Genomic DNA, 12,234 nt, shown 5'->3' with positions numbered 1-12,234 from the left:
CGCGGTGGTGTTGGTGTTGCTGCCTGGCGGGGCGGAGCCGTAGAAGGCCTTGCCCTTGACGGCGCCGCCCACCATCAGGTGGTGGCTGCCCCAGCCGTGGTCGGAACCATCGCCGTTGGAGTTGAGCGTGCGGCCGAAGTCGGACGCGGTGAAGGCCGTCACCTTGTCGGCGATGCCCAGTTCCACCGTGGCATTGTGGAAGGCGGTCATCGCATCGCTCAGGCGCTGCATCAGCCCCGGCTGCTGGGAGATCAGGTTGTCGTGCAGGTCGAAGCCGCCCATCGAGACCATGAACACCTGGCGCTTGGTGCCCATGGTGCCGCGCGCGCCGATCAGGCGCGCCACCATCCTGAGCTGGTCCGCCAGGCCGTTGTTGGCGGGGAAGGGCGTGGCCAGGTTCACGCCCGCGATGCCGGTGGTGACCAGCGATTCGGAGGTCACGGCGCGCGTGGTCACCTTGTTGTATTCGTTCTCCAGCGTCTGACCGCTGGTCTGCTGGATCAGGCTGGTCAGCGCCGAGCGCACGGCGGTGGAGCCATAGACACTGTTCTTGACGCCATTGATCGGGATCGCACCGCTGGTGCTCACCTGGTATTGCAGGGCCGAGTCGCCCGAAAGGAACACCGCATTGCCCGTGACCGAGATGCAGGTGAACAGCGAGTTGGCGTTGGACGACAGGGCCAGGTCGCCGATGTTGCCGCCCCAGCCGATGGTGGAGCCTTCGGGCGAGGACGACTGCCACACCGACTGCTGGTCGTTGTGCGAGAACAGCTTGGGCGGCAGCGGGTAGAGGCTGCGGTTGGAGCCGTTGTACTGGGCACGGGTCAGCGGCACCACCAGCGGGCCGACGTTGAGCTGCACGGCGGCCTTGCCACTGTTGAACAGGCCCGTGAGGCCCGACATGGCCGGGTGCAGCGCGTACTGGCGACCACCGGGCAGGGCGGCCGTGGGGCTGAGCAAGGTGGCGCCCAGTGCATCCTTGGGGATGGCGATGCCACCACCGCCGAGACCGTTGCCGCCGCGGATGGCGCTGTACTTGAGGTAGCTCGGGTCGTCGTAAGTGACCACGGTGTTGGCGTAGTCGTTGCCGCCATAGAGGAAGACGCAGACCAGGGCCTTGTAGTCGGTGGCCGTGAAGGCGGCGGCCTCGCCCATGGCGGCCAGGTTCAGCGCAAAGGGCAGGGCGGTACCGGCCAGGCCGAGTTGGCCGCTGCGGCGCAGGAAGGCACGGCGGGTGTGGAGTTCGGGTTGGAGCAGGTGCATGGCAGCGCGTCCTCTTATTTCTGGATGAGGTACTCGGCCGAAGCCATGACCAGGAAGATCGCCGACGCGATGCGGTTGAGCTTGACGGCATCGGTGCTGGCTGCCGTGACCGGCGTGGCCTTGATCGCATCGCTGATCAATTTCACGGTGGCGGCCGACAGCTGGCCCGCGCACATCAGCAGGTTGATGCGCGCTACCAGGGCGTCGGGGTCGACGACCAGCACCATCTCGTGGGTGTACAGCGCCTTGATGTCGTAGCCGTTGGTGCCGTTGCTGCTGTTGAAGGGAACGTCCGGCGCATTCACGTAGATGCCGTTGCGGATCACGCCCTGGATGTAGTTCAGGTAGCCGCCCACACTGCTTTCGTTGACCAGCTGGAACTCGGGTGCGACCGCGCCACTCTGGGCCAGGGCGGTCGACGGCGGCACGTAGCCGGGCCGAAAGAAGTTGAACACCGAGGGCGAGCGCAGCGGGCTCTGGCCCAGCCGCGAACTGGCGGAACTGGTGTCCCCGATTTTCCAGCTGCCGAAGCCGGAGCTGATGTTGAAAGTGCGACCCCACTGCACGAGGCGCAGCATGGGCTCGCGCAGCTTGCCGAAGCCCGGCTGCGTGAGGCCGGCGGAAGAGCGCGCCTCGTCGTCGAGCAGGATGGCCCTGACCACCGATTTCATGTCGCCGCGCACGCTGGCGCCGTTGTTGTTGAACACCGTGGCCACGCGTGCCACGTAGGCTGGCGAGGGGTTGCTGGTGACCAGGCGCTGGATCAGTTGCTTGCAGATGAAAGGCCCCACATTGGCGTGGTAGAACAGGGTGTCCATGGCCGTGGCCAGGGCTGCAGCCCCCGGCGTGTTGGCCGGAATGGTGGTGCCCAGGAAGCTGACTGCCAGGCTGGAGTGCAGCGAGGCATTGAGCGACATGGACAACCGCGTGAACGCCGTGTTGGGGATCGTGCGCGTGGTGCCTGGCACGGTGCCTTGCTGGTTCAGCGACTGGTTGTAGTCGTAGCCTGTGAACACGCGCGCCAGGTTGGTCACGTCGGACTGGCTGTAGCTCTCGATCGGCTGGCCCGCGCCGTCGCGGCGCACGGTGCCGTCGATGTTGAGCATGACCAGCCCGATGGACATGAGCTGCATGACCTCGCGCGCATAGTTCTCATCCGGCTGGCGGCCCGTGGCCGCGTTCTCCTTCTGGTTGCCACGGGTGTTGAGGTAGTAGCCCATGGCCGGGTTCAGCGACACATCCTGCAGCAGGTTGCGGAAGTTGCCGAACGAATGCAGGACCAGCGTGTCCCAGTAGTGCGCGATGGCGTGGCTGCGCCAGTTGAAGTCCAGGCCCGAGAGCGAGACCACGAAGATCTCCGACAGCGCGAGCGCCACGCGCTTGCGCAGGCCATCGGGCGATGTCATGAGCTGCGACCAGATCATGCAGTCGCCGGGGTAGGTGTTGTCGTAGTAGGCCGTGGAGTTGTCGACCGTGGCATAGCCGCGCTGGTTGAGCCATTCCCAGCCCGAGATGCCGATGGGCGCGTTGAACTGCGAATTCAGCCAGGCTTCGAAACCGATGGAGCGGACGGTGGCGATGTCCTGCGTGGTCGCCGCGAAGCCCGCCTGCAGCAGAAAGCGCGCAGCCTCCGGGTCGTTGAGCGGCCGGCCGCTGGAGAACACCGCATCGCCAAAGCTGGCCAGCGCGCCGACGTTGACCACGGCGTTGTTGGTGGGCGGGCCCAGCACCACCACGTTGCCCTGGTACACCCCCAGGTAGTTGCGCGTGCCGCCGTAGTAGCGGAACACGAGAGTGCCGTTGGTGATGGTGGCCTGGTGCGAGTCGAAGAATTGCGGGAACACCATCTCCGCCCAGTCCATCAGCTCATCGGGCGTGGGCGTGCGGCTGGCCGCCTGGTCCGACCGGAAGGAGCCCGAACCGCCCATGTCGCCCAACAGCGGCATGTGGGGGGCGTTGTCGGCCTGCCGCAGGGCCTGGGGGGCTTCGGCCTCGGCCTCGCCGCCGCCGCACGCGGCCAGCGCAGCGCTGGCCGCGACTGCAGCCGAGACCTTGAGCCACGGGGAGCCCACGGAGTCCGACGCGCCTGGTGCTGCATCGGCTGGCGACAAAGAGGAGGGCGCGCGGGCGGGCAACAGTGTTGCCAGCGCCGCATCGGTAGCTTCGTGGGCGTGTGTCATAGCGACTTTTGTGAAGATTTGTAGAGAAGTGTAGGCAACCTCCTACAAAAGTTGCATTCCCTACATGCTAGTAAGCGTTACCAAAAGAAACGCCCGGGTGCCGCCACAGAGAGCAGGCCGGGTTTTTCCGATGCATTGCTGCAACACCCGCTTTTTCGGCGATCACAAACGGCCCAAACGCCTTAACGGGCGGTTGTCCGGCAAAGCCGTAGGCATGCGCCGACGCGGGTTCCATGGTGCGGACTACGCCCCGCAGGCGGGCCCGTTCTTACAGTCTCTCCATCGCATCACGCAAGTGTTCCACGCAATCCGAGTGGATGGCTGAAGCGACATGTTTGGAGGATGCACACCATGAATGAAGACACCATCAAGGGCAACTGGAAGCAGTTCAAAGGCAAGATCACCGAGCAGTGGGGCAAGCTCACCAACGATGACCTCGACGTCATCGATGGCAAGCGCGAGCAGTTCCTGGGCAAGCTGCAGGAACGCCAGGGCATTGCCCGCGACGCCGCCGAAAAGCAGCTCAGCGACTGGCAGAGCCGCCACCCCGACTTCCGCTTCAACGACTGACATGGCCGTGGCGCACCGGTAGCCAGAACCCTCCAGGGCCCAATACCCTGCAGTTGGCGGGCCACCGAATGCACATCGCTCTTTCATCGCCCTACAAGACACCCTGAGACCCCGAGGAGAACACCATGAAATTTGCCCGTACCCTGATCGCTTCCATTGCCGCTGGCCTGCTGGCCACTTCCGCCATGGCCATGACCGACGCCGAGTACAAATCTGCCAAGGACAAGATCTCGGCCGACTACAAAGCCGCCAAGAAGAACTGCGACACCCTGAAGGACAACGCCAAGGACATCTGCGTCAAGGAAGCCAAGGGCGCCGAAAACGTCGCCAAGGCCGAGCTGGATGCCCAGCACAAGCCTTCCGACAAGGCCACGAACAAGGCCCGCGTGGCACGTGCCGATGCCGACTACGATGTGGCCAAGGAAAAGTGCGATGACCTCAAGGGCAACGCCAAGGACGTGTGTGTGAAGGATGCCAAGGCAGCCCACACCACCGCCAAGGAAAACGCCAAGGTCGCCAAGGCCGAAGCCAAGCCTGCCGACAATGCCGCAGCCAAGGGCGCCAATGTGGCTGAAGCCCGCAAGGACGCTTCGGCTGAGAAGAACGAAGCCAACTACAAGGCCGCCAAGGAACGCTGCGACGCCATGAGCGGCGACGCCAAGTCCAAGTGCGTGGACGACGCCAAGCGCATGTACGGCCAGAGCTGAGCGCGCTGAACCCGGCCCCTGCTCCTGCAAGGAGCGGCGGAGCCCCAGGAGAGCCCCGCCCCGTGCGGGGCTTTTGCATTGGCGGCGCTGTCTGACCTGGGTCAAAGCGGCCCGGGCCGGAAGTCCCTAAGCTGGCCCTTCAATGGTTTGCAAGAACGGAATGGCACATGGCAGCACTGGAATGGTCTGACGCACTGGCACTGGACCTGCCGCTGATGGACGAAACCCACGAGGAGTTCGTCGACCTCCTGGCCCAGGTGGAGCGCTCGGACGACGCGCGGCTGCTGGCCCACTGGCAGGCACTCGTGGCCCACACCGAGCAGCACTTCGGCATGGAGGATCGGTGGATGGCCGCCACGCGCTTTGCCTCGGGAAACTGCCACAGCATGCAGCACAAGGTGGTGCTGCAGGTCATGCGCGAAGGCGCCGCGCAGGCGGGGCAGGGCGACCTGCAGGTGCTGCGCATGATGGCCGCCGAGCTGGCGCTGTGGTTTCCCCAGCATGCGCAGACCATGGACGCGGCGCTGGCCCTGCACCTGCGCCGTGTGGGCTTCGACGCGTCCACCGGCGTGGTGAACGCACCCGAAGCGCTGCCCGGCGGGCTGGTGCATGGCTGCGGCGGCGCGGGCTGCTCGTCCCCGGCGCAGCCGGTGGCTGTTTGAGCCACCGCCGGGCCCCGTCCTCAGCGCTCCAGCAAGCCGGCCGGGTGGCGCGGCAGCCGCAGGATCGCCATGTGCCACGACAGGTCGCGCAGCGCTGCACGCAGGGCGGCCGAGGCCGGCGTGCCCGGCGTATCCGGTGGGCCATAGGCGGCCCGCAGCACGGCCTGCTTGGCGCATTGCAGCGCGGCCCGGTCCTGCGCCCGCAGGGCGGCCAGCAACTGGTCGCGGTGGCGTTGCACGCGCCGGGCCTCGGCGCTCGACAAGGACCTTGCAGGCGCAGCGGCAGGCGCTGCCAGGTGCTGCTCCCAGGCCGAGGGAGGCTGTCGCGTGGCGGATGTGTTCACGACGGGCTCCCTGGCTGGGTGGCGCTGGCCGATCCCGGGTGGGCGGGCGGGCGGGGCGTGTTGGCAGCCGGGGTCAGTCCGTACCAGTTGACCTTGCGGGTCAGCACCATCACGGCCGCCAGTACCAGGAAGAGCGCGATCGCACCCACGGCCAGCGCGGTTTGCTCCAGCTGCAGCAGCACGTAGAGCAGGCCATACAGCAGGGCAATGGCTGCGCCCAGCGGGATGCCGCGCGCCAGGCTGCCCAGCATGTGGCTCGCGTAGTAGGCCAGCAGCAGCACGCAGGCGGTGGCCGCGATGCCGTAGGCGATGCCGAAGGGCAGGTGCTCCGACAGGCTCACCAGCAGCAGGAAGAAACTGCACAGTGCGCTGCCCACCAGCAGGTACTGCACGGGGTGCACGCGCAGCTTCTTCATGAGCTCGAACAGGCCCACGGCCACGAAGGTCAGCGCGATGAACAGCACCCCGTACTTGGTGGCGCGGTCGGCCAGGGTGTAGGGGTTCACCGGGTCGACGAAGGCCACGCTGAAGCTGTCGGCGCAGTCGCTGGCGGTGCCGCCGCCCGGTGCCGCGTACTCGTTCGGGCTGTCCTGGCCGTTCACGCAGATGCGCTTGCTGTTGGCGATGTCCTGCTGGGCCGTGGTGGCCAGCGACGACAGGCGCCACTGGGCGGTGAACCCGTCTTTCGTCACCTCGCGTTCGGAGGGGAGAAATCGTCCCGAGAACGAGGGATGCGGCCAGCCGCTGGTCATCTGCACCTCGGTGCTGCCGCCCAGGGGCACGATGGAAAGGCGCTCGGTGCCCACCAGTTCCAGGTCCAGCGTGGCCGTCAGGCCCTCGGCACGGCCGCGCACCGACTCGGGCAGGCTGGCATGCAGGCCGCGCGTGTAGGTGGGGTGGAAGGTGCCGGGCTTGAGCGGCAGCGCCTGCTCGCCCAGCGTGACCTGGGCCATGCGGATGCCGCGCGCATCGCCCACGGCCACCATCAGGATGGGGGCGCCGCAGTGCATGCGCGAGCCCTTCATGGTGCTTTGCGGCTGCAGGCTGCCAAGCGCACCCCACTGCGCGGTGATGTGCGACTTGAGGTTGAAGGTGTTGACCTTGTGCAGGCCGCGGGCGCGTTCTTCCATCGCGGCGCCGGTGCGCAGCTTGAGCTGCTCGGGCATGGCCGTGAGCAGGAATTCGCGGCGCTGCTCCACGGTGCGGCGCTCCTCGCCCTTGCCGGTCTCCACATCCCAGCTTTCCACGCAGGCGCTGTGGATCATCGGGCCCATCAGCGTCTGCGGCCCGGCCAGGCTGTCGGCCACGCTTTGCGCCGTCATGCTGCGGTAGCGCTGCCGGTCGCGCACCACGTCCTCGATCAGGCCCAGCCCGACCATGAGCAGCAGCACGATGGCTGCCAGCCCCAGCAGCTTGATGAACAAGGGGTGTTTCAAGGAGTCCTCCACAGGTGATGAATGTGCAGGCAGTGTTGGCGGCGGGTGTGAGGGGGCAATGAAGTTTGTGAGGGCTGTGTGAAGTGCCGGTGCGATGGCAAAATGGCCCCGATGCCAGCCCCAGGATGGCGTACCGGAGAGATTGCCATGCGCCGCGCTTCCCGCTTCATGCCCCCTGTTTCGCGCCAGCCCCCACCATGGCGGTGGGCCGGCCGCCTCCTCGCGGCGGCTGTCGCGTGCGCCTTGCTCTGGGTTCTTTGGACCCATCTCCTTGCGGTGTGCGCTTCGGCCATCGTGCTGTGGGGCCTGGTCACCGTCGCCGGCTGGCTGAACGAAAAGCACTTCGCGCGGCTGATGCGAGCGCGCGCGGGCGAGTCGATCTGCCAGTTCGCCCGGTCCTTCGACTGCCGCAGCGTGGATACCTGGGTGGTGCGTGCTGTGTACGAAGAACTTCAGGCCGGACTGGCGCTGCAGGGGATGCGGTTGCCGGTGCGGGTGACGGACCGGCTCCAGAAGGACCTGCGCCTGGATGCCGACGACCTGGACCTGTCGCTGGTGCCGGACATCGCCCAGCGCGCGGGCCGTGAGCTTTCATGCACCCAAGGCAACCCGTTCTACGGCAAGGTCACCACAGTGGGTGACCTGGTGCACTTCCTGAATGCCCAGCCTCGGTTGGCCGTTGCGAATTAGGCGCCCCGAAACTCCAGCTCCACCCGCAGCCCCGGCGCCGTGTTGCGCACCACCATCTGCCCGCCGTGCAGCGCCATCACTCGCCGCACGATGGCCAGGCCCAGGCCGGAGCCGCTGCGCGCGCCGTCGGGCCGGGCGGTGGTGAAGAAGCGCTCGCCAAGCCGGGGCAGGGCGTAGTCGGGCACGCCGGGTCCGCTGTCCTGCACGGCCACGGTGGTGCCCGCCAGTTCCACGCGCACCGTGCTGCCGGCGGGGGCGAAATCGATGGCGTTGTCCAGCAGGTTGGTCAGGGCCAGGGTCACCAGTTCCGATTCCCACGGCCCGCTGGCACCGATCCCGGTGATGGCCAGGCTGATGCCGCGCTGGCCCGCGCGCCCCTGGGTCTGTGCCACGGCAGCGCCCGCGCAGTCCTGCAGCGCCACGGGGGCCTGGGCGTCGGCATGGTGGCGCTGCTCCAGCTTGCTCAGCTCCAGCAGGCGGTCGATGATGCGCTGCAGGCGCTCGCTCTGCTGCACCACCTGGGTCGCGAACTCGGCGCGGTCGGCCGCCGGCAGCTCGTCCTGCAGCAGCTCGCCTGCACCGCGGATGGCGGCCACGGGGCTCTTGAGCTCGTGGGTGAGGGCGCGCACATAGCCTTCGATGTAGTCGCGGCCCTCGAGCCGGGCGCGCATACGGTCCATGGCACGGGCCAGGTCGCCCAGTTCGCCGGGCACCTCGGGCACTGCCAGGGCCGTGGTGGGGGGGCTGTCGTGGTCGCCGGCCGCCGGGCCCTGCACGCTGAGGGCGTAGTCGCGCAGGCGGCGCACGTTCCACACCATCCACAGCGTCACGGCCACGCCCACGGCGGCCGACAGGGCCAGCAGCAAAACCCCGCTGGCCAGCACCTTGTTTTCGGCCCGGTCGATGAAGCGCTGCACCGTGCGCGTGGGCTTGGCCACGGTGAGCACGCCGACGATGCGGCGCTCGCCGGCGCTGTGGCCCGGCGCATAGATGGGGGCCGCCACATGCATCACGCCGCTGGCATCGTCGTCCGGCACGTCGCGGGTGGAGCGCGCGCCGTACTCGCCGCGCAGCGTGCGCGCCACATCGCGCCACTGCGAATAGTCGGCGCCCACGGCACGGTTCTCCGAGTCGAACAGCACCCGGCCCGCGGCGTCCGTCACATAGATCCGGTAGTCCAGCGACTGCTTGGAAAAACCCCAGATAGCCGCATCGATGGGCCGCGTGGCGTAGATGCGCACATGCCGGGCAAAGGCGCTGTCCACCGCGCCACCCTCCAGCCGTCCTGCTACCAGGTCGTCGCTGGCCAGCTCGGCCAGGATGTTGGCCGTGTCCACCATCATGTCTTCCATCACCTCGCGCACGCTGGGCTTGATCTCGGCGGTGAACACGCGCAGCACGAAGAACGCGGCGATGCCGTTGATCAGGAAGAAGGCGAACAGCAGGCGGATGCCCAGGCGCATAGGCGGCAGTCCTTGTCTACAGATCCAGGCAGTAGCCCATGCCGCGGTGGGTGCTGATGTACTCGCGGCCGGCATCGACATCGCGCAGCTTGGCGCGCAGGGTCTTGATGTGCGTGTCCACCGTGCGGTCCGTGCTCTCGCTGTCGTCGCCCCAGGCGGCGTTGAGCAGCGCGTCGCGCGAGTGGATGCGGCCCGCGCCGCGCAGCAGGCAGGACAGCAGGCGGTACTCGCGCCGCGTCAGCGCCAACGGCTGGCCGCGCAGGCTGATGCGCTGGCCGGCCTCGTCGACGTGGAACAGCGGGGCAGGGGCCGCAGCGGCGACGGCAACCGCCTGGGTACCCGCGCGGCGCAGCAGGGCTTTCACGCGGGCGGCCAGCTCGCGCGGGCTGAAGGGCTTGGCCAGGTAGTCGTCGGCACCCAGCTCCAGTCCCAGCACGCGGTCGATCTCCTCGCCGTGGGCACTGAGCACGAGCACGGGCAGGGCGGCCGTGGTCGCGGTGCCGCGCAGCTCGCGCAGCAGGTCCAGGCCGCTGCCATCGGGCAGGCCCACGTCCAGCACCAGCAGGTCGAAGGAAGAGTGCGCGAGCTGCTCGCGTGCGTCGTGCACCAGCACGCTGTGCGCCACCGCCAGGCCTTCGCGCTCCAGCGCATAGGCCACGGTGCGCGCAATCGCCGGGTCGTCCTCCAGCAGCAGCAGGCGCGCCGGCAGGGTGCGTGCGGGGAAGCTCAACGCGCCACCAGCACCGGGAACAGCTTGCCCAGACCGTCGGCCATCACCTCCACGGCCAGCGCTGCGAGGATCAGGCCCATGAGCCGCGTCATCACGTTGATGCCGGTCTTGCCCAGCACGCGCGCGATCGGGTCGGCCAGCGAGAAGCACACGGCCGTGGCCAGGGCGATCACCACGCCGTAGCCCACCAGCGCCACCTGCTGCCAGATGGTCTGGGCGCGGTCGGCATAGATCACCACGGTGGACATGCTGGCCGGCCCGGTCAGCAGCGGAATGGTCAGCGGGACCACGGCGATGCTGGAGCCCGCCGCCGCCTTCTCCACGCCTTCCTCCAGCTCATTGGTCATGGGCTTGGCCTCGGCCGGCTGGGCGTTGAGCATGTTCATCGCGCTGATCAACAGCAGCATGCCGCCGCCCACCTGGAAGCTCTGCAGCGAGATGTTGAAGAACTCCAGGATCTGCAAGCCCAGCAGTGCACAGGCCGCGATCACGCAGAACGAGGCCAGTGCCGCGGTGCGGATGGTGGCGCGCCGCTGCGCGGCCGAGAAGCCCTGGGTGTAGTGGATGAAGAAGGGCACGATGGCCAGTGGGTTCACGATGGCCAGCAGCGTGATGAGTGGTTTCAGATCCATACGGTTCTACCTTCCTCCAGAGACATCCAACAGTGACATGGTCGTGTAGGGCGAGGCGTCCGACATCAGCCACACGATGGCCTGCGCCACCTCCTGGGCGGTGCCGCCGCGCTGCATGGGCACCTGGTGCGCCAGGTCGCGCACGCGCTCGGGCAGGCCACCGCTGGCGTGGATGTCGGTCTCGATCAGCCCGGGCCGCACGGCGTTCACGCGGATGCCCTCGGCCGCCACCTCGCGCGCCAGGCCCAGGGTGAAGCTGTCGATGGCGCCCTTGCTGGCCGCATAGTCCACGTACTGGTGGGCCGAGCCCAGGCGCGACGCGGCGCTCGACACATTGACGATGGAGCCGCCCGTACCGCCATGGCGCGTGCTCATGCGGCGCACTGCCTCGCGGGCGCAGACGATGCTGCCGATGACATTGGTCTCGAACATGCGGCGCAGGCGCGCCACGCTCATCTCGTCCACGCGCTGGGTCACGTCCACCACGCCCGCGTTGTTCACCAGCGCGCCGAGGCGGCCCAGTTGCGCATCCACGGCGGCGAACATGGCCAGCACCTGCTCCTCGTGGGCCACGTCGCCTTGCACCGCAATGGCGCGGCCGCCCTGCGCGCGGATCTGTGCCACCACGGCATGGGCCGCCGCTTCGTTGGCCTGGTAGTTCACGGCCACGGCCCAGCCCTGGCCGGCGGCCAGCAGGGCAGTGGCGGCGCCGATGCCCCGGCTGCCCCCAGTGATCAATGCAACTTTGTCCAAATCGGCGTCTCCTGCAAGAATGGGGCATTACAGCATTCCCCAGGGCCTTTGCGGGCCCGGGTTCGCCCCCTCTTTTCCCTTTGTCCGGTTTTGTCTTCAAGGAGTTGCAGCATGGGTCAATTTGTCGATCTGAAGTCCGCCGATGGTTTTGTCTTTCCCGCCTGGGTGGCCGAGCCCGACACCGCGCCGCGCGGCGCCGTGGTGGTGCTGCAGGAGATCTTCGGGGTCAATTCACACATCCGCGCCATCGCCGACCGCCTGGCCGCGCGCGGCTACCTGGCCGTGGCGCCGGCCACGTTCCACCGCGTGGAGCCGGGCGTGGAGCTGGGCTACACCGCAGAGGATGTGTCTGCCGGCGCCGCCCTCAAGGCCGCGGTGGAAGGCCTGCCCGCCCCCGGCGTGCTGCCCGACATCCAGGCCGCCATCGACTATGCGGCTGAGCGCTCTGGCCGCAAGGTCGGTATCGTGGGCTTTTGCTGGGGCGGCCTGTTGACCTGGCGCTCGGCCTGCCTGCTCCAGGGCCTGTCGGCCGCCGTGCCCTACTACGGTGGCGGCATCACCACCGAGGCCGAGACCGCGCGCCAGCCCCAGGTGCCCGTGCTCGCCCACTTCGGCCAGCGCGACAAGCACATCCCGGTGGATGGCGTGCAGGCCTTCGCGCGCGCCCACCCCGAGGTGGAGGTGCATATCTACGAGGCCGACCACGGCTTCAACTGCGACCAGCGCGGCAGCTACGACGAAGCCTCGGCCCTGGCTGCGCGCGACCGCACGCTGGCCTTCTTCGACAAGCACCTGGGCTGACGC

At 68.1% G+C, this 12,234-nt stretch carries 13 protein-coding genes; 5 read left to right on the top strand and 8 right to left on the bottom strand.

Annotated features, from left to right (window positions below):
* Both PMI14_RS05995 and PMI14_RS05990 read right to left on the bottom strand, forming a co-directional pair.
* The coding region (locus tag PMI14_RS05995) for a DUF1501 domain-containing protein (protein WP_007851205.1) at positions 1 to 1,263 on the bottom strand (1,263 nt) is incomplete at its 3' end.
* 14 nt (positions 1,264 to 1,277) lie between these two features.
* Positions 1,278 to 3,443: a DUF1800 family protein gene (locus PMI14_RS05990; protein ID WP_007851198.1), complete on the bottom strand. Its 2,166-nt coding sequence runs from the start codon at positions 3,441 to 3,443 to the stop codon at positions 1,278 to 1,280.
* Between the two features lie 351 nt (positions 3,444 to 3,794).
* On the opposite strand from PMI14_RS05990, the gene PMI14_RS05985 reads away from it, so the two are divergent.
* From PMI14_RS05985 to PMI14_RS05975, 3 genes are all read left to right on the top strand, one after another.
* Complete coding sequence (locus PMI14_RS05985) at positions 3,795 to 4,013, top strand: CsbD family protein (protein WP_007851196.1); 219 nt, start codon at positions 3,795 to 3,797, stop codon at positions 4,011 to 4,013.
* 125 nt (positions 4,014 to 4,138) lie between these two features.
* On the top strand, positions 4,139 to 4,720 hold the full coding sequence (locus PMI14_RS05980; protein WP_007851195.1) for a hypothetical protein: 582 nt from the start codon (positions 4,139 to 4,141) through the stop codon (positions 4,718 to 4,720).
* Between the two features lie 167 nt (positions 4,721 to 4,887).
* Positions 4,888 to 5,382 (top strand): hemerythrin domain-containing protein, encoded by a 495-nt coding sequence (locus tag PMI14_RS05975; protein WP_007851192.1) that lies wholly within the window; start codon positions 4,888 to 4,890, stop codon positions 5,380 to 5,382.
* Between the two features lie 20 nt (positions 5,383 to 5,402).
* On the opposite strand, the gene PMI14_RS05970 is transcribed toward PMI14_RS05975, so the two are convergent.
* Entirely contained in the window at positions 5,403 to 5,726 is a 324-nt protein-coding gene (locus tag PMI14_RS05970; RefSeq protein WP_035202568.1) for a hypothetical protein, read from the bottom strand.
* Positions 5,723 to 7,162 carry a cell envelope integrity protein CreD gene (gene creD / locus PMI14_RS05965; RefSeq protein ID WP_007851186.1) on the bottom strand — a complete coding sequence of 480 codons (1,440 nt, stop codon included), beginning with the start codon at positions 7,160 to 7,162 and terminating at the stop codon, positions 5,723 to 5,725. The genes PMI14_RS05970 and creD overlap by 4 nt, the downstream gene beginning before the upstream one ends.
* 147 nt (positions 7,163 to 7,309) lie before the next feature.
* Here creD and PMI14_RS05960 point away from each other — a divergent pair, with 147 nt between their 5' ends.
* Entirely contained in the window at positions 7,310 to 7,852 is a 543-nt protein-coding gene (locus tag PMI14_RS05960; protein WP_007851183.1) for a hypothetical protein, read from the top strand.
* Here PMI14_RS05960 and creC read toward each other — a convergent pair.
* The 4 genes from creC to PMI14_RS05940 are packed head-to-tail and all read right to left on the bottom strand — an operon-like array spanning position 7,849 to position 11,430.
* Positions 7,849 to 9,315 (bottom strand): two-component system sensor histidine kinase CreC, encoded by a 1,467-nt coding sequence (gene creC / locus PMI14_RS05955; protein WP_007851180.1) that lies wholly within the window; start codon positions 9,313 to 9,315, stop codon positions 7,849 to 7,851. The genes PMI14_RS05960 and creC overlap by 4 nt on opposite strands.
* A 16-nt stretch (positions 9,316 to 9,331) precedes the next feature.
* The gene (gene creB / locus PMI14_RS05950; protein ID WP_035202574.1) at positions 9,332 to 10,024 is read right to left on the bottom strand and encodes a two-component system response regulator CreB; all 693 of its coding nucleotides are present in this window, start codon (positions 10,022 to 10,024) and stop codon (positions 9,332 to 9,334) included.
* A 17-nt stretch (positions 10,025 to 10,041) separates the two neighbouring features.
* On the bottom strand, positions 10,042 to 10,677 hold the full coding sequence (locus PMI14_RS05945; protein WP_007851175.1) for a MarC family protein: 636 nt from the start codon (positions 10,675 to 10,677) through the stop codon (positions 10,042 to 10,044).
* A gap of 6 nt (positions 10,678 to 10,683) precedes the next feature.
* On the bottom strand, positions 10,684 to 11,430 hold the full coding sequence (locus PMI14_RS05940; RefSeq protein WP_007851174.1) for an SDR family oxidoreductase: 747 nt from the start codon (positions 11,428 to 11,430) through the stop codon (positions 10,684 to 10,686).
* A gap of 111 nt (positions 11,431 to 11,541) precedes the next feature.
* Here PMI14_RS05940 and PMI14_RS05935 point away from each other — a divergent pair, with 111 nt between their 5' ends.
* A complete protein-coding gene (locus PMI14_RS05935; RefSeq protein ID WP_007851172.1) occupies positions 11,542 to 12,231 on the top strand; it encodes a dienelactone hydrolase family protein in 690 nt (229 codons plus the stop codon).
* The last annotated feature ends 3 nt before the right edge of the window (positions 12,232 to 12,234 follow it).

Origin of the sequence: Acidovorax sp. CF316 (genome assembly GCF_000276605.1) — a bacterium.
Taxonomy (GTDB): Bacteria; Pseudomonadota; Gammaproteobacteria; order Burkholderiales; family Burkholderiaceae_C; genus Acidovorax.
This window is presented reverse-complemented; position numbering and strand designations above follow the sequence as displayed.

Excerpts from the sequence above, each read along its gene's own strand:
- PMI14_RS05960 (WP_007851183.1), top strand. The coding sequence starts at position 7,310 with ATGCGCCGCGCTTCCCGCTTCATGCCCCCTGTTTCGCGCCAGCCCCCA.
- PMI14_RS05985 (WP_007851196.1), top strand. The coding sequence starts at position 3,795 with ATGAATGAAGACACCATCAAGGGCAACTGGAAGCAGTTCAAAGGCAAG.
- PMI14_RS05990 (WP_007851198.1), bottom strand. The coding sequence starts at position 3,443 with ATGACACACGCCCACGAAGCTACCGATGCGGCGCTGGCAACACTGTTG.
- creC (WP_007851180.1), bottom strand. The coding sequence starts at position 9,315 with ATGCGCCTGGGCATCCGCCTGCTGTTCGCCTTCTTCCTGATCAACGGC.
- PMI14_RS05935 (WP_007851172.1), top strand. The coding sequence starts at position 11,542 with ATGGGTCAATTTGTCGATCTGAAGTCCGCCGATGGTTTTGTCTTTCCC.
- PMI14_RS05945 (WP_007851175.1), bottom strand. The coding sequence starts at position 10,677 with ATGGATCTGAAACCACTCATCACGCTGCTGGCCATCGTGAACCCACTG.
- PMI14_RS05975 (WP_007851192.1), top strand. The coding sequence starts at position 4,888 with ATGGCAGCACTGGAATGGTCTGACGCACTGGCACTGGACCTGCCGCTG.
- PMI14_RS05980 (WP_007851195.1), top strand. The coding sequence starts at position 4,139 with ATGAAATTTGCCCGTACCCTGATCGCTTCCATTGCCGCTGGCCTGCTG.